The following is a 21,426-nucleotide window of genomic DNA, read 5'->3' as shown; positions in this document are numbered from 1 at the left end:
CTATTCGGTCAGGCGGCGGTGCAGGGTCGACAGGGACTGGCGCAGCAGGCGCGACACGTGCATCTGCGACAGGCCGACCAGCGCGGCGATCTGCCCCTGCGGCAGGTTGCCGTAGAAGCGCAGGCTCAGGATCCGCTGCTCGCGCTCCGGCAGCTGCGCCACCAGCACCCGCAGCGACTCCCGGTGCTCGACCAGGTCATACGCCGGGTCCTCGGCGCCGACGATGTCCATCAGCGTCGTGTCGTCCTCGATGCCGGCGGAGGGCAGGTCCAGCGACAGCGGCTGGTGACCGTTGCACGCGCCGATCATCTCGACGATCTCCTCCTCGTCGGCGCCGAGGTGCGCGGCGAGGTCGGCGACGGTCGGCCAGTGCCCGCACAACTGGGTCAGCTGGTCGCTGACCCTGTTGACCGACAGTCGCAGCTCCTGGAGCCGCCGGGGCATCCGGATGCCGTTCGAGCGGTCCCGGAAGTACCGCTTGATCTCGCCGAGGACCGTCGGCGTCGCGTACGCGCCGAACTCCACCCCGTGCGCGGGGTTGAAGCCGTCGACGGCCTTGACCAGGCCCAGCGCCGCGACCTGCGTCAGGTCGGCGGTCGGGCTGCCGCCGCCGCTGTAGCGCCGCGCGAGACGGTGGGCGGCGGGCAGGCACAGCTCGATGACGTCGTCGCGGGCCCTGCGCCGGACGGGGTCGGTGGGGTCCAGCTCGTGCAGCCGCATCAGCAGCTCGGTCGCGTTCGCCGGCCACTCGCCATGACCGACGCGCATGCCGCCGAGGTCGACGGGTTCCCGTTGCCGCCGGTGTACCGGCCAGGCCAGCTCGTCGTAGACGCCCAGCTGCTTGGCGACGCCGGTGACCTCGAGGGTGGCCAGGACGGTGCCGCCGGCCTCCGCGAGCCGCAGGTCGCCGCCGAGCTGCTCGGCGCGGCTCTGCAGGTACAGGAACAGCTTGATCGAGGCGGCATCCAGCAGGCGGAGCCCGGACACACCCACGACGATCTGGCGCCGGTGGTCGTCCAGCAGCTCGAACACGACGTGCCGCAGGTACGGCACCGACGCGTAGTCGAGGATGCCCGTCAGCTCGACGAGGTCCTCGTCGTCCCTGGACGACAGGGCGATGGTCAGCTCCACGACGTCGCCGGCGGGATTCGCCTCCGTGGTGTGCTCATCTGCCGGGCTCCTCCCTGTGTCGTCGCGCAGCTGTGGTACCCCCAGGAGCTGCGCACGAACCGTGGCTTTCCGTGCGCTTCCGACAGATCCGACTTCGCCGTGCGGCGTACCGTGCTGCTCCTGACATTGTGCGACCGAGTCGCGACGTCCGGTAGGCCACGTCACGCGGGACCCGCCGTCGGGGTCGACCGCGATGGACACGGCCCGTCTCCGACGGTAGCGGATCGCCGACCATCAGTTCAGCGAACGGCCGGGCCCGACCGTCATCGACGCCGGTCACGGCACTGGAAAGGCCGAGACGTGCCGCAGGACGGCACCCGCCGGCCGGCCGGCACCAGAGGCGGCCTCAGCCCAGGATGCGCGCGGCGCCGAAGCCGGCGGCGAGGGCCGACCCGGCGGCGAAGCGGTCGGGTGAGAACTGCTCGAGCCGCGGGTCGGCGTCGCCGGTGAGCAGCCTGGCCACGTGGTCGCCCCACACGGGTGCGAGCTTGAAGCCGTGCCCGCTGGTGCCGGCGTCGACGTGGACGCGATCGGTGACCCGGCCGGTGACCGGCTGCCAGTCGGGGCTGACGTCGTACAGGGACGCCCAGCTGCGGTCCGCCGCCGCCCGGGCCCGCACCGGCGCCCGCCGCGCCGCGCGGGCGGCGAGCCACGCGAACTCGGCGCCGGTCACGTCGGGGGAGTAGTCGTCGGGGTCGGTGGCGGCGGTCGGGGCGAGCGGGCCGAGCAGGAAGCGGTGCGCGCCGGCCGGCCGGGAGTAGTACCCGTGCTGGACGTCGATCAGCACGTACGGCACCGCGTGCGGGGCGGCCTCCGGCGGGTGCGCCAGCCCGGCGACGACGTGGCGCTCGGCGGTCAGCGGCAGCGTGACGCCGACCTGCGCAAGCAGCGGCCCGGTCCACGGACCGGCCGCGACGAGCAGCCGGCCGACCTCGTGCCGGCTCCGATCGGCGAGCGCGACCCGGACGGACCGCGGGCCTTCGTCGACGACCCGCACGGCGGCGTGCTCCAGCAGCGTCGCGCCGTGTCGCACGGCCGCGGCGGCGTACCCGAGAGCGGTGCGGTACGGGTCGGCGTACCCCGCGCGCTCCTCCCACACGCCGATCGCGGTCCCGTCGAGGTTCAGGTAGCTGAAGCGCGCCGCGAGGTCGTCGGTCAGGATCTCGTGGTCGCCGCCGGTGCGGAGGACGTCCGCGAGGTCGTCGGGGCCGTGCAGGTACAGCCCGCCGGTGCGCACATAGCCGCTCTCGCCGCCGACCTGGTCGGCGAAGTCGGCGAGCACGGCCGTGCTGTCGCGGGCGACCTCGGCCAGGAACCGGTTGGTGTAGTAGGACCGCACCACCCCGCTGGCCCGGCCGGTCGGGCCAGCGGCCCGCGTGCCGCGCTCGAACACGACCGTCGACACGCCCCGCCGGGCCAGGTGATACGCGGCGCTGAGGCCGTGCACCCCCGCACCGACGATCCCCACCTCATGGAACCCCACGGAAGTAATCCTATCGTTTGGATAGGAGATTCGCTACGCTGACCCGTATGGCACTCGCAGGACAGCTCACGGGGCACGCGGTAGTCACCCACCTCGCGAACCGGGTGATCCGGCTCGGCCACCGTCTGATCGGTTTCGGCGTGGCTTCAGCGGAAAGTCTCCCGGCGGAGCCCTGCCCGCCCGCCGTGCCTGACGCGGCGGTGTGGGCCGAGATGGCGTCGGAGCTGCGGCTGCGCGCCCTGACCAGCATGGAGCTGTGACGATGGAGACGTGGGATGCGGTGCGGTCGCGGCGCAACGTCCGCAAGTACAGGCCGGACCCGGTGCGGGCGGAAGACCTGCGGCGCATCGTCGAGGCGGGCTGGCGGGCGCCGTCCGCGTCCAACCGGCAGCACTGGGACTTCGTCGTCGTCACCGACCGCGAACAGCTGACCAGGCTCGCGACCGTCTGGCCCGGCGCGCAGCACGTCGCCGACGCGGCGGCCGCGATCGCCCTGGTGCTGCCGGAAGCCCCGGACGAGCGGACCCGCCTCACCGACCGGTACGACCTCGGCCAGGCGACCTACGCCATCCTCCTTGCCGCCGCGGACCTGGGCATCGGCACCGGTCACGCGGGGGTCGGCGACCAGGAGAAGGCCCGCGAGATCCTCGGCGTGCCCGACACCCACACCGTCGCCTATCTGATCGGCGTCGGCTACCCCGCCGACCGGCCGCTCCAGCTGATCCGCAACCCCGCCCGCCGCCCGTTCGACGAGGTCGTCCACTACGGCACCTTCGCCGCCGCCTCCTCCTGAAGCCCGCTTGTCCTGAGGCCGCCCAACCTGAGGTCGCCCGTTCCGAGGTCGCCCGTTCTGAAGCCGTGCCTGCCGGGGCTGCGCTGTCCGGAGCCGGGGTAGCGTTCGTCCGGTGGACGGCGGGGGAGTACGGGTCTGGACGGTCGGGCACGGCGCGCGGCCGGTCGAGGCGCTGCTCGACATCCTCGTCGCGGCCGGCGTGCGCACGCTCGTCGACGTGCGCAGGTTCCCGGGGTCCCGGCGGCACCCGCAGTACGGGCGGGAGGCCCTCGCCGAGGCGGTGACCGGCGCCGGGCTGCGGTACACCTGGCAGGGCGAGACCCTCGGCGGCCGGCGGCGCTCCAGCCCGGGCTCCCGGCACACCGCCCTGCGCGTCGCCGCGTTCGCCGCGTACGCCGACCACATGGACACGCCGGCGTTCCGCACCGCCGTCGACGATCTCGTCGCCCGGGCCGCGACCGAGCTGCCGGCCGTGCTGTGCGCCGAGACGCTGTGGTGGCACTGCCACCGCATGCTCGTCGCCGACGCGCTCGTCATGCGCGGCGCGGCGGTCGAGCACCTCGTCGACGCCGGCACCCGGCAGGCGCACCGCCTGACGGAAGGGGTCCGCCGGGACGCGGACGGCTGGCCCGTCTACGACGACGATCAGCAGACACTGCCCGGACTATGATCCCCGTCGGCTAAACCCCAGCCGTGCCCGCTTGCGTCTACCGGGGTGGAACAGCGGCCACCGGAGGGGACGACGCGGGTGCGGGTCGACGAGGAGCACGAGTACGTCGAGTACGTACGGGCGCATCTGCCTCGCCTGCACCGGGTCGCGTGGCTGGTCCTGGGCGACCGGGACCGCGCCGAGGACGCGGTGCAGAACGCGCTGACGACGCTCTACCGGCGCTGGGCGCGGCGCGGCGAGGTGGACAACCTCGACGCGTACGTGCACTCGATGGTGGTCCGGGCGTGCCTGAGCGATCAGCGCCGGCCGTGGACGCGGGTGTTCCTGCGGGACACGCCGCCCGACCACGCCGTCGAGGCGGCGATCGGGCAGGTCGACGAGCGGCTGCTGGTCCACGACGCGCTGCGCCGGCTGCCGGAGCGGCAACGGATCGTGGTGGTGCTGCGGTTCCTGTGTGACCTGCCCGTCGCCGACGTCGCCCGGGTGCTGGGCCGCTCGGAGGGCACGGTCAAGGCACAGACGTCGACGGCGCTGCGGGCGCTGCGCGAGCTGTTCGTGGCGACGCCGGCGACCGGCGCCGACCTGTCGATGAGGAGGCCCGCGTGACCCCCGAAGAGGTGCTGCGGTCCCACGCGGAGCGGGAGGCCCCGCCGGTGCGCCTGCTCGCCGACGACGTGCTCGCCAGCGCCCGCCGCAGCGTGCGGCGCGGGCGGATCAGGGCGGCGGCCGCGGCCGGGGTCGTCGCCGCCCTGGTGATCGCCGGGGTGGTGTTCGGGTCGACGCTGCGCCGCCCCGACGGCGGGCCGCCCGCGGTGACCCCGACGCAGCCGGTCGCCCCGACCCGGTCGGCGGTGCCGCTCACCTGCACGGCCGCCGCGGTGCCCGCCCCGCCGGGACTCCCCGCCGGGCAGTGGGCGGTGTACACGGTCGACCCGACCGGGCGGTACATGGTCGGCGGCTACGCGTCCGCGTCCTCGGTGACCGGCCTGCTCGTCTGGAAGGACGGCGTGCCGGACCGGCCGGCGGCGGCGACCGGGTTCGCGCCGAACGCGGTCAACCGCGACGGCACCGTCGCCGGTGCCACCCGCACGGCCGGCGGCGAACGCCGGGCGGCCCTGTTCCACGACGGCGCGGTCGTGCCGCTGCCGCTGCCGCCGGGCGCGACCGGCAGCGAGGCGCTCGCCGTCAACGCCCGCGGCGACGCCGCCGGATACGCGGTGGTCGGCGGCGGCCGGGTCGGGCTGGTCTGGCCGGCCGGCGGCGGGTTCGTCGAGCCGCCCGCCGGTGCGGGCCGCAGGGCGCAGGTCGCCGGGATCACCGACGACGGCGTGGCGGCCGGCGCGACGGTCGCGGACGACGCGACGGTCGCCTACCGGTGGGACGGGGACGGCACGCCGCTGCCGAAGGGCGCCGCCGGGGCCGTCACGGCGGTCGGCGGCGAGTGGGCCGTCGGGACGGCGCCGCTAACCCGCCCGCACGACCCGGACGAGCTCGGCCCCTGGCACGCCCGGTGGAACCTGCGCACCGGCGCCGTCGAGCCGCTCGGGCTCTTCACCCCGCTCGCCGTGAGCGCCGCCGGGACCGTGCTCGGCGTACCCGCGGAGCGCGCGTCCGGCCTGGCCCTGTGGCAGGACGGCGCGGTCACGGTGCTGCCCCCGCTGAACCCAGACCGTCCGTGGCGCTGGCGCGCCGGCATCACCGGCGACGGCACCACGGTCGTGGCCAGCATGGTCGAGGGCGATCGCCATGACCTGTACGACAACACCCGCTGGACCTGCCGATGACGACCCACCAGAAGGAGACGACGAGGATGCGATTCGCCGGTGCGGTGCTGGTGGTGGCGCTCGCCACCGTCTCGGGCTGCTCGACGCCGGCCGCCGCGCCGGCCGCGGCGCCTCCGAGCGCGAGCGCCTGCGCCTCGTCGCCGCTGCCCCTGCCGCCGGACGCCAACGGGCTCGACATCCGCGGCGTGGACCCGGCCGGCCGGCTCGTGGTGGCGGTCCCCAACCACAACGGGGCGGAGCTGGGGGCGATGCTGTGGACCGACGGCGGGCAGCCGCAGCCCCTGCCCGCCATCAAGGACATCTCGGTCGCGGGCGTCAACGCCTCCGGCGTGGTCGCCGGCACGCGTCACGTGCCGGGGGTCCCGGGGGAGCGGGCCGTCCTCATCCGTGACGGCAAGGTGGTCCCGTTGCCGGTGCCGGACTCGGCGACCTCCACGTCGGCGGCCGGCATCAACACCCGCGGCGATGTCGCGGGGACGGTGACGCTCAAGGCCGGCGGGGAGCGGGCGGTGCTGTGGCGGGCCGGCGCTGCGACCCCGCTCCTGCTGGCCGCCGGCACCCGCGACACCAGCGCCGCCGGCACCCGCGACACCAGCGCCGTCGGCATCAACGACGACGGCGTCGTGGTCGGCAACGCGGGCCAGAACCGGCACGGGTACCGCTGGACGCCGGACGGCACCGCGACGGCCCTCGCAGTGCCGGACGGCTACCTGCGGGTCGCCGCGGTCGCGGTGGGTGGTGACTGGGCGCTCGGAGTGTCCGCGGCCGAACCCGTCGAGCGGGACGGGAAGCTGGTCGACGACCCGGCCCACCCGAGCCGCGGCGTGCGGTGGAACCTCCGCTCCGGCGCCGTCGAGATCCTCGACAAGATGGTGGGCCCGATGGCGATCGGCGCGTCGGGCGTGGCCGCCGGCGCGATCGACGGCACCGGCCGCCCGGCCGTCTGGCACGACGGCGCCGCCTTCGTGCTGCCGATGCCGATGCCGGACCCCGCGCCGAGCGTGATCGACTGGGTCGGCCCGGACGGCCGCACGATGATCGGCACCGTGCGTCACGACGACCTCGGCGCCCAGCTGGCCGTGTGGCGCGGCTGCTGAACGCCCCGATCGGCGGCGAAACAGCAGGCCGTTGACAGGCTGTACACAGGAAGCCACCGCACGCTGAGTTCCAGTCGAACACCATGATCGAACTGGAAGGACACCTACCGTGCGTCGCACTGTGAAGATCAGCATCGCCGCCGCCAGCACCGCCGTCGCGGGCGCGCTCCTCTTCGGCATCCCCGCCGTCGCCGCCACCACGGCGCCGTCCCCCTCCGCCAGCAGCTCCGCCGCCGCCCCCGGTCACCAGCGCGGCGGCGGCGACCACACCGCCGTGACCGGCGACGAGCTGGCGAAGGTGACGGCGGCGATGAAGGCGAAGGACTCGTCGGTGACGGTGACGAGCGTGCGGAAGGACCCGGACGGCTCCTACGACGTGTTCGGCACGAAGGACGGCGCGAAGGTGATGTACGACGTGAGCGCCGACCTCAAGACCTTCACCGCCAAGACCGGCAAGGGCGGCGGTGACGGCAAGGGCGGCGGCCGCGGCGGCGCGGACACGGCGGTGACCGGCGACGAGCTGGCGAAGGTGACCGCGGCGACGAAGGCGAAGGACTCGTCGGTGACGGTGACGAGCGTCCGCAAGGATCCGGACGGCTCCTACGACGTGTTCGGCACGAAGGACGGCGCGAAGGTGATGTACGACGTGAGCGCCGACCTCAAGACCTTCACCGCCCGGACCGGCAAGGGCGGCGACGGCGGCGGCGGTGGCAGGGGCCCGAAGCCCACCGCCACCGCCAGCCCCACGAGCTGAGCCACCCCGGCACCCGCGTCAGGAACCGGTGACGCGGGTGCCGGGCGTATCGCCGGGCAGCTGGCTCGCGTCGTTCTCCAGGACGTGCAGCGGGGTGGTCGCCATCACCTCGCCGCCGGCGGCGTAGGCGGTGACGACGGCCGGGCTGCCCGGCGGGACGGTCGTCTCACCCGACCCGGACGCGTCCAGCGGCACCGGCACCGGCGCGCCACCGCCGAACGTGACGGTGACCGACGCGGCGCCGGGTGGGGCGACCACGACCACCCGGTCGGTCACGTTGTCGCGGCCCTCGGCGCGCAGCCGCCACGCGTACGGCCGCTCGAAGGCGCCGTCGGCCGGCACCAGCAGCCGCAGGTCGAAGCGGTGCATGCTGGTGTTGCCGTGAAAGGCCCACACGACGACGCCGCCGCCTGGGGGTTGCAGGGTCAGCAGGCCGGCGGCCTGGCCGTTCACGGTGCCGGTCCACAGCAGCCTGAGCGTCACGTCCTGCAGGTGCAGGCGGCTGAGGTGCAGCGCCGTGACGGCGAACGTCAGGAACACCTGGTTGTCCAGGCCCGGGCCCCGGGCGCCGCGGGCGGCGGCGTCGAGCATCTTCGGTGTCGGGTCCTCGATCTCGCCGGTACGGCCGGACCAGCCGCCGTTCAGGGCGCCGGCGTAGTACGGTGCGCCGCCGACGGTGACCTGCGTGGCTACCTCAGGCTCGCGGCCCGGCGGCAGCGCGACCACCGCGATGCCGCCGGCGCCGGTGGACGTGGCGAGGGGCCGCCGGACGACGGTGCCCTCGGCGGTGTAGGTGGCGCCGCCGGTGACCGTCACGGCCGACCCCGGCGGCCCGACGACCAGGGCGAAGCCGCCGTCGGTCACCGAGCCGTCGAACAGCGTCGCGACCGGCTCGCGGGCGTCCAGGGTCCCGTCGAACGTCATGCGGTCGGGTGCGGCGCCCGCCGGGCCGCCGTACCAGGCCATCGTCCAGCCGCTGACCAGGCCGAGACGCACCGGTAGCAGGGCGAGCGCGAGCCGGTGCCCGGGGACGTCGCCGGCGAACACGATCCGGATCGCGCCGCGGTCCGCGATCTCCCACAGCCCCTCGGGCTCCGTGATGCCCGGGATCTGGCGGCGCAGCCCTTCCAGCCAGGCGGTGTCGCCGGCGAGGCTGCCCCGGGTCGGCCCGGCGGTCAGCCGGGAGGGTGCGGCCGCGACGGCGACGGCCGGCATCCAGCCCGGCAGCGGGACCACGTTGGTCTGGACACCGACCAGCACCGCCAGGACTCCCGCGACCGCGACGGCCGTCCGGCGCCGCCGCACCCGCCGGTGCGCCGACTCCCGTGCCGCGAAGCGCGGCCACGGGTCCTCGGGCGTGGTCATCCTGGCCGCCTCGCCGGCCAGGGCGTCGTGCAGCGCTGTCGTGACGTGGTCGGTCATGCCGGGTCCCCCTGGAGGTGCGTGGTGGTGACGTGGTCGCGGAGGCGGGCGAGCCCGCGGGACGCCTGGCTCTTCACCGAGCCGGTCGAGCAGCCGAGCACCGCGGCGATGTCGGCCTCGCTCATGTCTTCGAAGTACCGCAACACGAGGATCGCCCGGGTCCGCGGTGGCAGCCGGCGCAGCGCCGCGAGGAGCTGCTGCCGGTCGTCGACCCGGCCGTACTGGTCGTCCGCGGGTGTGTCGTCGGCCGGTAGCAGCGGCACCTCGGCGAAGCGTTTCCGCCGGCGCCACGAGATGGCGGTGTTGACCATCGCCCGCCGCACGTACACCTCGGGGGCGTCGGAACGCAGGATCCGGCTCCATCGCCGGTGTGCCTTCTCCAGCACCGACTGCACGAGGTCCTCGGCGGCGCCGCGGTCGCCGGTCAGCAGGAACGCGGTGCGGGTCAGCGGCCCCCACTGCGTCGTGACGAACGACCGGAAGCCGTCATCGTGCTCGCTCATGCAGGGTATGACGCCTCCCGTGCCCCGGCGGGTTGAGCGCGGCCGCTCTTGACAGCAGAAGTGTTATCGCTAACATTCTCGGAAAGTCACGCATCGACGGGCGTCCGCCAACCGGCCGTCGATGGTCACCTTCCGTCGTCGTTTCGCAGTGATGGGTCGCCCGCGCCGCCAGTCGCGCGGCGATCCTCTGCGGCGCGCTATGTGAGCGCTAACAAACTTCTGCAGAGAGGTCTGCCATCGTGCACCTTCGTCGTCGTACCTTCGTCCAGCTCACCGGGTTGTCGGCCGCGGCCGCCGCGGTCGGGGTCGCCGCCACGCCCCGGGCGGCGCTCGCGGCGAACAGCGCCTACGTGTTCGTGTACTTCACCGAGACGCCGAACCAGAGCGGCGCCAACTACGGGCTGCACGTCGCGGTGAGCACCGACGGGCTCAACTGGGCGCCGCTGAACCAGAACAACCCGGTCGTCACCCCGACCGCCGGGACGCTCGGCCTGCGCGACCCGTTCATCCTGCGCAAGCAGGACGGCACGTTCGTCATCCTGGCCACCGACCTCAACGGCACCGACTTCGGGCAGAACAACCAGTACCTGCACGTGTGGGACTCGACGGACCTGACCAGCTTCACCGGCTACCGGCGGATCAAGATGCACAACCTGGCGACCCACACGTGGGCGCCGACCGCCTTCTGGGACGCCTCGCGCGGCCAGTACGGCATCGTCTACTCCGCGAACAACGGCAGCGACGTGTTCATGGTCAACTACACGTCGGACTTCCGCACCGTCAGCGCCAACCAGGTGTACTTCAGCCCCGGCTTCTCCGTGCTCGACGGCGACATCGTCGTGGACGGCTCGACGTTCTACCTGTACTACAAGAACCTCGCCAACGGACTCACCTACGGCGCCCGCTCGTCCACCGGCGCACCCGGCAGCTACACCACGTACACCGCCGGGCTGAAGCAGGGCAACGCCATGGAGGCGCCGATGCTGGTGAAGGCCAACAGCGGCTCCGGGTGGTGGCTGTGGGGCGACTCGTTCAGCCCCGTCAACAACGACTACTACGCCTGGTCGACCAGCAACGTCGGCGGCGGCGCGTGGACGGTGCTCAACCAGCGCGACTACACCCCGCCGCTGAACGCCAAGCACGGCTCGATCGCCGGCATCACCACCGCCGAGTACAACGCGGCCGTCACCCGCTGGGGGCTGCCGGGCTGGGTGCGGCTCAAGTCGTCGAACTTCCCCGACCGGTACGTGCGGCACGCCAACAACGTCGCCCGCATCGACCCGTACCCGTTCGACCCGTACCAGGACCAGCTGTGGAAGCTGGTGCCCGGGCTCGCCGACAGCACGGGCGTGTCCTTCCAGTCGGTGAACTACCCGACCCGCTACCTGCGCCACTACAACTACGAGCTGCGCCTGGACGCCAACGACAACACCGCCGCGTTCCGCGCCGACGCCACCTTCCACCGCACCGCCGGGCTGGCCGACTCGACGTGGTCGTCGTTCCGCTCGTACAACTTCCCGGACCGCTACCTGCGGCACGCCAACTACGTGCTGCGCATCGACCCGCTGAGCGCGTCGTCGAGCGCCACCGACCGGCAGGACGCGACCTTCAAGGTCACCTCGTGAGACGCGTGCTGCTGCTGGTCGCGGCGGTCCTTCTCGCTGTGATCGCCGCTCCGGTACGGGCCGAGGCCGGCCCGGCGTTCACGAACCCGTTGAACAGCTCGGGTCCCGACCCGTACATGACCTGGTACAACGGCAACTACTACCTGATGACCACGCCGTGGAGCGGCCCGCTGACGATGCGGAAGGCGCCCACGATCGCCCAGCTGAAGACGACCACCCCGACGGCCGTGTTCAGCGCGCACGCCGCCGGCCGGGACCGCAACGTCTGGGCGCCGGAGTTCCACCTGCTCAACGGCCCCAACGGGCAGCGCTGGTACATCTACTACTCGGCCGGCAACGGCGACATCGAAGGCCAGCGGGTACACGTCCTGGAGAGCGCCGGCCTCGACCCGATGGGCCCGTACACGTACAAGGGCATGGTCTTCGGATCGAACAACTGGTGGGGCATCGACGGCAGCGTCGTCACCATCAACAACCAGCTCTATTTCATGTGGTCCGGGGTGCCGACCGTGCTGTGGCGCGACAGCGACCCGCACATCTACCTCGTCGCGATGAGCAACCCGTGGACGGTCACCGGCGCCCGTACCGCCATCTCCGAACCGATCCTGGACTGGGAGCGGCAGGGCACCCCGATGAACGAGGGTCCGGTCGCGATCCAGCACAACGGCCGCACGTTCATCACGTACTCCGCGAGCGCCTGCCAGGGGCCGGACTACAAGATCGGGCAGCTGACGTACACCGGCGGCGCCGTGCTGTCGGCGTCGTCGTGGGTGAAGAAGTCCACGCCGATCTTCCAGCGCAACGACGCCGCCGGCGTCTACGGCCCGGCGCACCACGGGTTCTTCAAGTCCCCGGACGGCACCGAGGACTGGATCGTCTACCACGCGAACGCCTCCGCCTCCGACGGCTGCGGGTCCACCCGTACCACCCGGATCCAGCGCATCAGCTGGAACGCCGACGGCACCCCGAATCTCGGCGTCCCGGTCGCCACGGGGACCGTGCTCGCGCCGCCGTCCGGTGAGCCCGCCGGGCCCGCCGTGACGACGTGGCGGCTGCAGTCGTACAACTTCCCGGACCGCTACGTGCGGCACGCCGACTATGACGTCCGCATCGACCCCAACGTGAGCCCCGCCGCGGACTCACAGTGGCGGATCGTGCCGGGCCTGGCTTCCGCGAGCGGGTACGTCTCGCTGGAGTCGACGAACTTCCCCGGCTACTTCCTGCGCCACTCGAACTACGACTTCTCGCTCGTCCGCAACGACGGCAGCGCCGCGTTCGCCGCCGACGCGACCTTCCGGCAGGTGGCCGGCCTCGCCGACGCCGCCAGGGTGTCCTTCCAGTCCTACAGCCACCCCGACCGGTACATCCGCCACTACAACTACCTGCTGCGCCTCGACCCGATCAGTACGGCGACCGCCCGCGCCGACGCGACGTTCCGGCTCGTCGCGTGAGGCGCGCCGTCCTCCCGGTGCTTCCGGTGCTCGCGGTCCTGGCCGCGGTACTGCCGGGCACACCCGCTCTCGCCGCGCCGACCGTACCTACGGGCGCGCGCTCACTGGAATCCGTCAACTACCCCGGCCGGTACATGCGACAAGGCCAACTCGATCCGGTGTCCGCGTCCAGTGACGCCCAGACGAAGGCCGACGCGACGTTCACCGTCGTCAACGGGCTCGCCTCCCCGGCGTGCTACTCGCTGCAGACGAAGAGCGGGCTGTTCCTGCGGCACCGCGACTTCCGGCTGCGGGTCGACGCGAACACCGGCGATCCCACGTTCCGCGCCGACGCGACCTTCTGCCCCGTCGACGGCTCCGTGGCCGGGTCGGTCGCGTTCACCTCCTACAACTATCCGTCCCGCCGCATCCGGCACCGGGACTTCGCGCTGTGGCTCGACCCGTTCCAGGACACCGCCGCGTTCAAGGCCGACAGCTCGTTCCGCGTCACGGCACCGTGGACCCCCAAGACGAACAAGGGCCCGGTGATCCCCGGCCTGTTCGCCGACCCGCACCTCACCGTCTTCAACGGCCGCTACTACCTGTACCCGACCACCGACGGGTACGCCGGCTGGAGCAGCCCCTACTACAAGGCGTTCTCCTCGACCGACCTGGTGAACTGGACCGACCACGGTGTGATCCTCGACCTCGGCCCCGACGTGGCGTGGGCCGACAACTCGGCGTGGGCGCCCGCGGTCGCCACCCGCAACGGCCGCTACTACCTGTACTTCAGCGGCGGCGCGGCCACCGGGGCGAAGCAGCTCGGCGTCGCGGTCGCCGACACCCCGACCGGCCCGTTCCGCGACGCCCTCGGCCGGCCCCTGGTCCGCGGCGACCAGTTCAGCGGCGGGCAGGCGATCGACCCGATGGTGTTCACCGACACCGACGGCCAGTCGTACCTGTACTGGGGGCAGGGCGTCGCCCGCGCCGTGCGGCTCAACGCCGACATGACGTCGTTCGACCCCGCACAGGTACGGGTCGTCACCCCGGCCGGCTACAACGAGGGGTCGTTCGTGTTCAAACGCAACGGCACCTACTACTTCATGTGGTCGGAGAACGACACCCGCAGCGAGGACTACCGGGTGGCGTACGCGACCGGGCCGTCACCGCTCGGCCCGTGGACGAACCGCGGCGTGGTGCTGCAGAAGCGCCTCGACGCCGGCATCAAGGGCACCGGCCACCACTCCGTCGTGCAGGCGCCCGGCACCGACACCTGGTACATCGCCTATCACCGCTTCGCCGTGCCCGCCGGCAACGGCACCAACCGCGAGACCACCATCGACCCGCTGGCGTTCAACGCCGACGGCACCATCCGCCCCGTCGTCGTCTCCTTGTAGGAGCATCATGCGCAAACTCCTCGTCGCGATCCTGCTCGCCGCCCTTACGGTCGCGTTGCCGAAACCCGCCGCCGCCGCGGACCCGTTCACCGGCTACCTGATGGCCCACTTCACCGGCGAGTCGTCGACCGCCCAGCAGATCTACCTCGCCCACAGCAAGGACGGCCTGCGCTGGACCGACCTCAACAACGGCGGTCTCGTGCTCAGCTCCAACGTCGGCACCCGAGGGGTGCGCGACCCCGCACTGGTCAGGTCGCCGGCGGGGGACCGGTACTGGATCATCGCCACCGACCTGTGCATCGGCTGCGGCCAGGACTGGCCGACGTCCATCAACAACGGCAGCCGCAACCTCGTCGTCTGGGAGTCCACCGACCTGGTCAACTGGTCCGCGCCGTGGCTGCTCAACGTCGCCGGCGCCATCCCCGACGGCCGCAACGCATGGGCGCCCGAGGCGATCTGGAACCCGGCCACCAACGACTACGTCCTCTACTGGGCCACGAACGTGCCCCTGAACGGCGCGACCAAGCACCGCATCTACTACGCCCGCACCTCGAACTTCCGCACGATCACCACGCCGCAGCCGTACATCACCCGCCCAGGCGCACAGGAGATCATCGACACCCAGATCGTCGAGGTCCCCGCCGGCGTCGGCAACTACCGCTACGTCCGCACGTCCGGCGACGGCCAGATCACCATCGAGGGCAGCAACTCGATCCTCGGCACGTGGACCACGCTGGGCAACCTGTCCGGCATCGGCCTCACCGGCTCCCAGGTCGAGGGCCCCATGTGGGTCAAGTTCAACACCGGCAACTCCTGGGCGCTCTACCTCGACCAGTACGCCTCGGGCCGCGGCTACATGCCGGTGCTGACGGGTAACCCGTCCAGCCCCGCCGCCTACCAGCTGCCCGCGTCCGGCTCCTACAACATGGGCGGCACCAAGAAACGCCACGGCGCCATCCTCAACCTCACCGCCGCCGAGGAGAGCCGCGTCCTGTCCCGCTGGCCCAGCACCACGACGATCAACCGGCTCCAGTCGTACAACTTCCAGGACCGCTACGTGCGGCACGCCAACTACGACGTCCGCATCGACGCCTCGGTCTCGCCGGCCCAGGACGCCCAGTTCCGCCTCGTCCCCGGCCTGGCCGGCACCGGCACCGTCTCCATCCAGTCCGTCAACTTCCCCGGCTACTACCTGCGCCACTGGAACTACGACTTCGTCCTCGCCGCCAACGACGGCACCACCACCTTCGCCGCCGACGCCACCTTCCGGCAGGTCGCCGGCCTCGCCGACGCGTCGTGGACGTCCTTCCAGTCGTACAACTTCCCCGACCGGTACATCCGGCACAGCAACTACCTGCTGCGCATCGACCCCATCACCACCGCCACCGCCCGCGCCGACGCCACCTTCCGCATCACCACCTGAGACCGGTGGCCGGCGCCCCACCGCCAACGGGCGCCGGCCACCGCCAGTAGGGTTGCCCGGTGCCTGGTGAACGCTTCCGCATCGCCGCCGCCGTGTACGGGATCCTGCGCGCCGACGGTCGGCTGCTGCTCCTGCGGCGGGCGGGGACGACCTTCCGGCACGGGCAGCTGAGCCTGCCGGCCGGCCACCTCGACGGCGGCGAGGACGCGCGCACCGGGCTCGTGCGGGAGCTGCGGGAGGAGCTCGGCATCGAGGCCGACCCCGACGGCTGCCGCCTGGCGCTGCTCCTGCACACCGCCCCCGAGGACGCCGACGACCAGGAGTACTTCCACCTGTTCTTCACCGTCGACCGGTGGACCGGCGACCCCGTCATCAACGAGCCCGGCAAGTGCAGCGAGCTGCGCTGGGCCGACCCCACCGACCTCCCGCCCGACGTCGTCGACTACGTCGCCGAGGCCCTGGCCGCCATCACCCGCGGCGAGACGCTCGCCCTGCGTGGCTGGGTGACGGGCCCGTGACGGTAGTGGGCATCGACGCCGACGTTCCCGCCGGCCGGGTGGTGGTCGTGATCGACGTGATCCGGGCGTTCACCACGGCGGCGGTGGCGTTCGAGCGCGGAGCGGCGGAGATCGTGTGCGTGGGGTCCGCCCCGGAAGGCAGGGCGCTGCGCGACCGGCACCCCGACCGGCTGCTCATCGGCGAGGTCGGCGGGCTCAAGCCGGACGACTTCGACCTCGGCAACTCGCCGCTCGACATGGCCGCCGCGGACGTCAGCGGCCGCAGCCTGATCCAGGCGACCTCCAACGGCACCCGCGGCCTCGTCCGCCACCCGGATGCCGCGGCGCTGCTCGCGGCCTCCGCCGTGAACGCCGCCGCCACCGTGCGCTGGATCACCGAGCACCACGCGGGTGTGCCGTGGACGATCGTGTGCACGGGGCGGAGCGCCGAGGACTGGGCCTGCGGACGGCACTTGGATCGTTTGTTGGGCGGGTCCGCAGCCGACAGCGCCGAACTGGTCGCCGGGATCAGGGAGGGCGCCGCCCAGCAGGCGCTCCGGTCGGCGGGCCGCCCCGCGGACGAACGCGTCGACCTGACCCGCGACCTGCCGCTGTGCTGCGACGTCGACCGGTCGGCGTTCGCCATGGTCGGCGAGCTCCGCGACAACCGCGTCACCCTCGCCGCCGTGCCCTGCTGAACAGCCCGCGCCCGGTCGGGTCACCGAGCAGGTCGGCCTGGCGGCGCTTCAACGTGGCAAACGAGCTGCTCGCGTACTCCAGGACGCCGTCGGCGGGGTAGCGGATGAGTGCGATCTGGTCGGTCAGATCGCCCGCCGCCCAGCGGGCGACCAGGATCTCGCTGGATGTCACGTGGGCGCACAGGTGCAGCAGTACGGGCGGCATCGACGGCTCGATGAGCAGGTCGGCGCGGCGGACGACCACTTCCCGAGCCCGCTGGATGTTCGGCAGGAAGGCGGTGGTGAACCACAGGCAGCGGCCCGTAGAACTCGCTGAGCTGCTCGTTGACCCGCGCCAGCCGCTCCTGGCGCCGGGCCAGATACATGTTGGTCAGATACGTGCCGACGATGCCGACGAAGGCGAGCACGATCGCGAGCACCGCGGCTGACATGCGGGCCAGCATATATAGAGCGGCCGACATGCCCGGCCGGCATCGAGAGGTGCGGGACTCAGGTGGTGAGGGCGGCGGCGAGGAGGGCCTGGGCGGTCCGGCGTACGGTCTCGGCGGCCTCGGCGTGGGTCTGGCCGGCGATGTCGAGCAGCCAGACGAGGGTTTCGATGCCGGTCGCGGACCTGATGGCGACGGCGAGCGTGCGAAGGTCGACGTCGGGGTGCGTGTCGCGCAGCGGGGCGAGGGCGTCCTCGATCCAGCCGATCGCCCGGCCCTGCCGCAGCGCCGGGCGGCCGCCACCACTGCCGCCGCCTTTCTCGTCGAGCGAGAGTCGTAGCGAGGTGCGCAGCTGTGGCTCCCAGTCCATGTTGTACCGGCTGAACGCGGCCATGAACGCGTCGAGCCGTGCCCGGGGCTCCTGCGGTGCGTCGGGGCCGAGCAGCGTGTCCGGCGAGATCTGCGGGTGGGCCGCCATGAGCAGCGAACGCTGGTTGGGGAAGTAGCGGTACGCGGTCGTGCGCGACACCCCGGCCCGCTCGGCGGCGTCCTCGACCTGCGGGGTCGAGCTGTCCGCGAGCAGCTCACGGGTCGCGTCGACGAGGGCCTGCCGGGTCCGGGACTTCTGCTGCGTTCTGCCTGTCGTCTCATATGGTACCGCCATGCCCATCATGGTACCGTAGTTCCATGAACGGTCAGGACCCGGTCGTCACCGACCCGAATCTGTACAGCGTCCTGTTCGAGAACGAGCGGGTGCGGGTGCTCCAGTACCGCGACCGCCCGGGCGACCGGACCCACCCGCACAGCCACCCGGACAGCGTGATGGTCACGCTCAGCTCCTTCCAGCGTCGCGTCTCCAGCGGCGGCCGCCACGCCGACATCGAGCTGACCGTCGCCCAGGCCCGCTGGGTCGGCGCCCAGGAGCACACCGGCGAGAACATCGGCACCACCGACAGCCACGCCGTCTTCATCGAGCTGAAGGAGCCGGCCCCCAACCCGTCCGCCGGCGCAGCCCCACTCGGCCCGTCCAACCACTGACCGCGTCGCGTCAGTCCTCGTCTGCCGCCCTGGCGTCGTGGACCGCGATGCACCGTGCGGCCAACCCGGCAACGTTCGGGTCGTCGGTGTAGATCGCCGTCCAGATCTCCTCTTCGAGGGCGATCGCCTCGGCTTCCCAGGGCGCCGGTGTGTCACCTGCCTCCCGTAACACGGCGGCGCACCGCGCGACGTAGGCGGCGCCGTAGATCCGGTTCATCGATTCGTCGGGCCGGAACGTCCAGGGCCGCGGTTCGTCGAACCGTTCGAAGCCCAGCGCCCGGACCGCGGCGTACACCATGTCGTAGGCATCGCCGTCGGTGGACAGCGCGGCCGGGATCGCGCCGGCCGGTGGGCGGAGCCCGCTGGACTCCGCCCAGCGCTGGAGGTCGGCGGTGACGTCGTCGATGCTCCGTGCGGGCGGATCAGGAATGTGCTCGAACGCCTCGCACTGCGGGCTGGGTTCCGGCAGGTGGAAGTGCGAGTGCGTGCCGTCGGGCAACACCAGGTAGACGTTGGCGCAATAGCCGTCGCTGATGTGTGCGCCGAGCACCGGGCCGCCGGTCGCCGCGGCGAGCCGCCGGGCGGCCTCGGCGACGTCGGGCGTGCCCCACCCCTGCGTCTCCACGAGCTGCCAATCGCCGCCCAGCGACCGCAACTCCCAGTGCATGTAGCCGAACCCGGCCATCGCCGGCTCGTGCGCGAGCAGCCCCGGCGCCGCCGCGACGACGATCGAACCCCAGAAGTCCACCGCAGCATGCTAGTGCCGTGAGTCGTTAATTCGTTATCAGTGGGTACGGTGGTTGTCGGCCGTTGCCGACAGCAGTGCCGATCGTGCTCACTGATGATGAACAGGAGCAGTTGCTGGCGTGGTCGCGTCGTCCGTCGAGTGCGCAGGCCCTTGCGTTACGGGCGCGGGTGGTGCTGGCGTGCGCGGCTGCCGGTGCGGCGGCGAATGGGCAGATCGCGCAAGATCTCGATGGGGTCCGCCACGCCCGGCATTCAACCATCAGACGGACGGGTCACCAGGCAGATCGGGACGAACACGGTCGCGCCGATGAGCGTGCTGGACAGCGCGCCCCGTCCGAACGCCCGCGCGTACGGCTGGGTCATGCACACCCCGCAGACGAACACCCCGACCGGCACGATCGCCAGCTCCGGGATCACCAGCAGCACCATGAACGACCGGGCCTCCGGGTCGCCGTTGACGATGAGCTGCAGGATCAGGAACGCCATCAGCAGTACGTGCGGCAGCGCGCCGAGGACCGCGCCGAGGGTCTGGCCGCGGGCCGGCGGCGTGGCCGCCGGCCCGACGAACGGGGTCATCGAACCGACCCGTACAGGCCGGTGTTGATGGCCGCCATGCTCTGCCGCACCGAGTTGCTGCTGTAGTCGCCGTCCCAGTAGTTCGTGTGGTTCAGCGTCGGGTCGAAGTCCAGCCCGAACTGCTTCGCACCGAACACCCAGTCGGTCGGGCTGACGCCGAAGGCGTACCAGAGCCGGCGGGACCGGCTTGGACGCAGGGATGTTGGCACAGACGGTGACCTTCGCTTCGGTGGGTGGGAGCGGCAAAGCGTAGGAAACCGGCGCCCTTCAAGGTCAACACCGGGATCGCCGGTGGCGTCACCGGTGTACCGCGGTGTGCCCGGACGCCCGTTGTCACGGGGTGTGATCTGACCGGCCGGTGGACACCCGTCGGTGGACGCCAGCGGCTCGCGGCGGCCGACGCAGTCGTGGTCCCAGAAGGGGGTCGAGTAGACGAGGGTGCCGGTCATCCAGGGTTCGTAGGCGGACAGGCGGGTGACCTGGAAGCCCTGGTCGGGGATGCGCAGGGACGGTTTGCGGAAGCCGTGGTCGCCCGCGGGGGTGAAGCCGGCGCGGGCGTAGTAACCCGGGTCGCCCTCCAGGAACACCAGCGGGACGCCGCGCTCGTCGAGCCGGCGCGGGCCGGCCTGGATGAGGCGGAGTCGATCCCGCGGCGCTGCAGGTGCGGCGCGACGGCGAGCGGGCTCAGCGACTGGACCGCGACCAGCCGGCGCGGCGCGTCCAGCAGGCAGCGGCTGAACATGACGTGCCCCGCGACCTCGCCGTCCTCCTCGGCCACCAGTGAGAGCGCGGCGGAGGGCGTCACCGGGCGGGCTGCCGTGCCGCCGTGCTCGCCGCCGAAGGCGGCCCGGTGCAGTGCGCCGACGGCGGCGTGGTCGCTGGGGTGTTCGGTGCGGATCGGCATGGGCGGCAAGGCAACGCGACCCGCACCGCGCGATGCCAACGGCTTTCAGCGCAGCTCGACCTGTACGCCGTCGTCGGTGAGCCGGTCGACCAGATCGTCGAAGGTGACGGCAACGCTCCAGGCCTTACGGTCGTAACCGGGGACCAGGTGGGTGCGGGCGATCTCGGCGTCGTGCCAGATCAGGCGGAAGCCGGGGGTGGCGCCCGCGTCGCCGGTGCCGGCGCACTCGTGCAGCCAGAAGAGGTCGCCGCCGAACCAGCCGCCGAGACCGTCGACGAGACCGTTGCCCAGCGCGGACGGGCGCGTCGCCACGACGTTGCCGGACACCCAGCGGTACAGGTGGTGGACCGTGCCGTCGACGCGGACGTGTGCGAGCTTGGCGTTGACGAGGCCGGTGAGACCGGGGCGGCAGCCGAGCAGGGTCACCGGTGGCCCGGGCAGCCAGACGTCGGGCCGCTCGCGGAACACGCCCGCGACGTCGCGGCAGTCGCCGGCCGGCAGGAGCTCGTCCGAGCCGTCCGGCGCGGGCCAGACGGACAGCCGGTAACCGGAGACGGCCGGCGCGATGGTGCCGTTGTGATTGTTGGGCTCGTCGCGGCGATGGCCCTCGAGCTCGACGTCGAGCAGCCCGCCGGCGGCCTCCGTGTGGCCGACGACCCGGACGTCCAGCAGCTCCTCGCCGGTCTCGTAGCAGGTCAGGCATTCGGCGGTGGCGGAGCACGGGGCGTGGACGCCTTCGAGGTAGATGTTGCCGAGCCACGCGGGGCCGGTGCCGTCGACCGCGGCCCGAAGCGGCCCTTCCGGCGTGCAGCCCAGCAGCGTGTACCGCTCGTACACCGGCGGCACAGGAAACACGCGATCGGTGAACAGCCCGTCGATGTCGTCGCACTCGGCGACGACGGTGTCGGTGTCGTGGTCGAGCAGGCGCCAGCGCGACGGGATCGGCACGGCCTCACCCTATCCGGTGGCCCGCAGATGAAATCTCCG

Annotated in this window: 24 protein-coding genes; 14 read left to right on the top strand and 10 right to left on the bottom strand. The window is 72.5% G+C overall.

From position 1 onward, the window contains the following. On the bottom strand, positions 1–1,131 hold the full coding sequence (locus ABZ321_RS26605; protein WP_354895888.1) for a SigB/SigF/SigG family RNA polymerase sigma factor: 1,131 nt from the start codon (positions 1,129–1,131) through the stop codon (positions 1–3). 385 nt (positions 1,132–1,516) lie between these two features. Next, positions 1,517–2,653, bottom strand: a complete 1,137-nt coding sequence (locus ABZ321_RS26600; RefSeq protein WP_354895885.1) for an FAD-dependent oxidoreductase — start codon at positions 2,651–2,653, stop codon at positions 1,517–1,519. A gap of 47 nt (positions 2,654–2,700) precedes the next feature. Here ABZ321_RS26600 and ABZ321_RS26595 point away from each other — a divergent pair, with 47 nt between their 5' ends. The 7 genes from ABZ321_RS26595 to ABZ321_RS26565 all read left to right on the top strand — a co-directional run bounded on the left by ABZ321_RS26595 (position 2,701) and on the right by ABZ321_RS26565 (position 7,751). Then, on the top strand, positions 2,701–2,913 hold the full coding sequence (locus ABZ321_RS26595; protein WP_344505545.1) for a hypothetical protein: 213 nt from the start codon (positions 2,701–2,703) through the stop codon (positions 2,911–2,913). A 2-nt stretch (positions 2,914–2,915) separates the two neighbouring features. Further along, positions 2,916–3,446 (top strand): nitroreductase family protein, encoded by a 531-nt coding sequence (locus ABZ321_RS26590; protein WP_354895882.1) that lies wholly within the window; start codon positions 2,916–2,918, stop codon positions 3,444–3,446. 112 nt (positions 3,447–3,558) lie between these two features. Continuing rightward, positions 3,559–4,116 carry a DUF488 domain-containing protein gene (locus ABZ321_RS26585; RefSeq protein WP_354895879.1) on the top strand — a complete coding sequence of 186 codons (558 nt, stop codon included), beginning with the start codon at positions 3,559–3,561 and terminating at the stop codon, positions 4,114–4,116. A gap of 45 nt (positions 4,117–4,161) precedes the next feature. Continuing rightward, positions 4,162–4,722, top strand: a complete 561-nt coding sequence (locus ABZ321_RS26580; RefSeq protein ID WP_354895876.1) for a SigE family RNA polymerase sigma factor — start codon at positions 4,162–4,164, stop codon at positions 4,720–4,722. Next, the gene (locus ABZ321_RS26575) at positions 4,719–5,900 is read left to right on the top strand and encodes a hypothetical protein (RefSeq protein ID WP_354895873.1); all 1,182 of its coding nucleotides are present in this window, start codon (positions 4,719–4,721) and stop codon (positions 5,898–5,900) included. Before ABZ321_RS26580 ends, ABZ321_RS26575 begins: the two co-directional genes overlap by 4 nt. A 26-nt stretch (positions 5,901–5,926) precedes the next feature. Next, on the top strand, positions 5,927–6,997 hold the full coding sequence (locus ABZ321_RS26570; protein ID WP_354895871.1) for a hypothetical protein: 1,071 nt from the start codon (positions 5,927–5,929) through the stop codon (positions 6,995–6,997). Between the two features lie 109 nt (positions 6,998–7,106). Then, positions 7,107–7,751, top strand: coding sequence for a hypothetical protein (locus ABZ321_RS26565; RefSeq protein WP_354895868.1), 645 nt, complete (start codon positions 7,107–7,109; stop codon positions 7,749–7,751). 18 nt (positions 7,752–7,769) lie between these two features. On the opposite strand, the gene ABZ321_RS26560 is transcribed toward ABZ321_RS26565, so the two are convergent. Beyond that, the gene (locus ABZ321_RS26560) at positions 7,770–9,173 is read right to left on the bottom strand and encodes a hypothetical protein (RefSeq protein WP_354895865.1); all 1,404 of its coding nucleotides are present in this window, start codon (positions 9,171–9,173) and stop codon (positions 7,770–7,772) included. Next, on the bottom strand, positions 9,170–9,676 hold the full coding sequence (locus ABZ321_RS26555; RefSeq protein ID WP_354895858.1) for a SigE family RNA polymerase sigma factor: 507 nt from the start codon (positions 9,674–9,676) through the stop codon (positions 9,170–9,172). Before ABZ321_RS26555 ends, ABZ321_RS26560 begins: the two co-directional genes overlap by 4 nt. A 239-nt stretch (positions 9,677–9,915) precedes the next feature. Between ABZ321_RS26555 and ABZ321_RS26550 the strand changes: the two genes are divergently transcribed. Genes ABZ321_RS26550 through ABZ321_RS26525 form a run of 6 tightly spaced genes read left to right on the top strand, consistent with a single transcriptional unit; the run spans position 9,916 to position 16,746 of the window. Then, complete coding sequence (locus tag ABZ321_RS26550) at positions 9,916–11,301, top strand: glycoside hydrolase family 43 protein (protein ID WP_354895855.1); 1,386 nt, start codon at positions 9,916–9,918, stop codon at positions 11,299–11,301. Further along, entirely contained in the window at positions 11,298–12,752 is a 1,455-nt protein-coding gene (locus ABZ321_RS26545) for a family 43 glycosylhydrolase (RefSeq protein WP_354895852.1), read from the top strand. Before ABZ321_RS26550 ends, ABZ321_RS26545 begins: the two co-directional genes overlap by 4 nt. Then, positions 12,749–14,128, top strand: a complete 1,380-nt coding sequence (locus tag ABZ321_RS26540; protein ID WP_354895849.1) for a family 43 glycosylhydrolase — start codon at positions 12,749–12,751, stop codon at positions 14,126–14,128. The genes ABZ321_RS26545 and ABZ321_RS26540 overlap by 4 nt, the downstream gene beginning before the upstream one ends. 7 nt (positions 14,129–14,135) lie before the next feature. After that, positions 14,136–15,551, top strand: coding sequence for a glycoside hydrolase family 43 protein (locus ABZ321_RS26535; protein ID WP_354895846.1), 1,416 nt, complete (start codon positions 14,136–14,138; stop codon positions 15,549–15,551). Positions 15,552–15,610: 59 nt separating this feature from the next. Next, positions 15,611–16,069 (top strand): NUDIX domain-containing protein, encoded by a 459-nt coding sequence (locus ABZ321_RS26530; protein ID WP_354895844.1) that lies wholly within the window; start codon positions 15,611–15,613, stop codon positions 16,067–16,069. Further along, entirely contained in the window at positions 16,066–16,746 is a 681-nt protein-coding gene (locus ABZ321_RS26525) for a 2-phosphosulfolactate phosphatase (RefSeq protein WP_354895841.1), read from the top strand. The genes ABZ321_RS26530 and ABZ321_RS26525 overlap by 4 nt, the downstream gene beginning before the upstream one ends. Here ABZ321_RS26525 and ABZ321_RS26520 read toward each other — a convergent pair. Next, positions 16,721–16,990: a hypothetical protein gene (locus ABZ321_RS26520; protein ID WP_354895839.1), complete on the bottom strand. Its 270-nt coding sequence runs from the start codon at positions 16,988–16,990 to the stop codon at positions 16,721–16,723. The two genes, ABZ321_RS26525 and ABZ321_RS26520, sit on opposite strands and share 26 nt — an antisense overlap. A 245-nt stretch (positions 16,991–17,235) precedes the next feature. Further along, positions 17,236–17,838, bottom strand: coding sequence for a helix-turn-helix domain-containing protein (locus ABZ321_RS26515; RefSeq protein ID WP_354895836.1), 603 nt, complete (start codon positions 17,836–17,838; stop codon positions 17,236–17,238). A 23-nt stretch (positions 17,839–17,861) separates the two neighbouring features. Between ABZ321_RS26515 and ABZ321_RS26510 the strand changes: the two genes are divergently transcribed. After that, the gene (locus ABZ321_RS26510; RefSeq protein ID WP_354895833.1) at positions 17,862–18,212 is read left to right on the top strand and encodes a cytoplasmic protein; all 351 of its coding nucleotides are present in this window, start codon (positions 17,862–17,864) and stop codon (positions 18,210–18,212) included. A 10-nt stretch (positions 18,213–18,222) separates the two neighbouring features. Here ABZ321_RS26510 and ABZ321_RS26505 read toward each other — a convergent pair whose 3' ends face one another. From ABZ321_RS26505 to ABZ321_RS26490, 4 genes are all read right to left on the bottom strand, one after another. Then, the gene (locus ABZ321_RS26505; protein WP_354895831.1) at positions 18,223–18,960 is read right to left on the bottom strand and encodes a hypothetical protein; all 738 of its coding nucleotides are present in this window, start codon (positions 18,958–18,960) and stop codon (positions 18,223–18,225) included. 251 nt (positions 18,961–19,211) lie between these two features. After that, on the bottom strand, positions 19,212–19,535 hold the full coding sequence (locus tag ABZ321_RS26500) for a hypothetical protein (protein WP_354895829.1): 324 nt from the start codon (positions 19,533–19,535) through the stop codon (positions 19,212–19,214). After that, positions 19,532–20,122, bottom strand: coding sequence for a hypothetical protein (locus tag ABZ321_RS26495; protein WP_354895826.1), 591 nt, complete (start codon positions 20,120–20,122; stop codon positions 19,532–19,534). Before ABZ321_RS26495 ends, ABZ321_RS26500 begins: the two co-directional genes overlap by 4 nt. Before the next feature lie 362 nt (positions 20,123–20,484). Further along, on the bottom strand, positions 20,485–21,387 hold the full coding sequence (locus tag ABZ321_RS26490; protein WP_354895824.1) for a hypothetical protein: 903 nt from the start codon (positions 21,385–21,387) through the stop codon (positions 20,485–20,487). Between the last annotated feature and the right edge of the window lie 39 nt (positions 21,388–21,426).

The sequence above is a fragment of the Dactylosporangium sp. NPDC006015 genome (genome assembly GCF_040614215.1).
In the GTDB taxonomy this organism is placed as follows: Bacteria; Actinomycetota; Actinomycetes; order Mycobacteriales; family Micromonosporaceae; genus Dactylosporangium; species Dactylosporangium maewongense.
Note: the sequence above shows the minus strand (reverse complement) of the source record. Positions and strands in the feature narration are given on the sequence as shown.

Bases quoted from the DNA above. Each gene is read 5' to 3' on its own strand.
- ABZ321_RS26595 (WP_344505545.1), top strand. From the start codon at position 2,701: ATGGCACTCGCAGGACAGCTCACGGGGCACGCGGTAGTCACCCACCTC.
- ABZ321_RS26590 (WP_354895882.1), top strand. From the start codon at position 2,916: ATGGAGACGTGGGATGCGGTGCGGTCGCGGCGCAACGTCCGCAAGTAC.
- ABZ321_RS26570 (WP_354895871.1), top strand. From the start codon at position 5,927: ATGCGATTCGCCGGTGCGGTGCTGGTGGTGGCGCTCGCCACCGTCTCG.
- ABZ321_RS26560 (WP_354895865.1), bottom strand. From the start codon at position 9,173: ATGACCGACCACGTCACGACAGCGCTGCACGACGCCCTGGCCGGCGAG.
- ABZ321_RS26555 (WP_354895858.1), bottom strand. From the start codon at position 9,676: ATGAGCGAGCACGATGACGGCTTCCGGTCGTTCGTCACGACGCAGTGG.
- ABZ321_RS26535 (WP_354895846.1), top strand. From the start codon at position 14,136: ATGCGCAAACTCCTCGTCGCGATCCTGCTCGCCGCCCTTACGGTCGCG.
- ABZ321_RS26515 (WP_354895836.1), bottom strand. From the start codon at position 17,838: ATGGCGGTACCATATGAGACGACAGGCAGAACGCAGCAGAAGTCCCGG.
- ABZ321_RS26510 (WP_354895833.1), top strand. From the start codon at position 17,862: ATGAACGGTCAGGACCCGGTCGTCACCGACCCGAATCTGTACAGCGTC.
- ABZ321_RS26500 (WP_354895829.1), bottom strand. From the start codon at position 19,535: ATGACCCCGTTCGTCGGGCCGGCGGCCACGCCGCCGGCCCGCGGCCAG.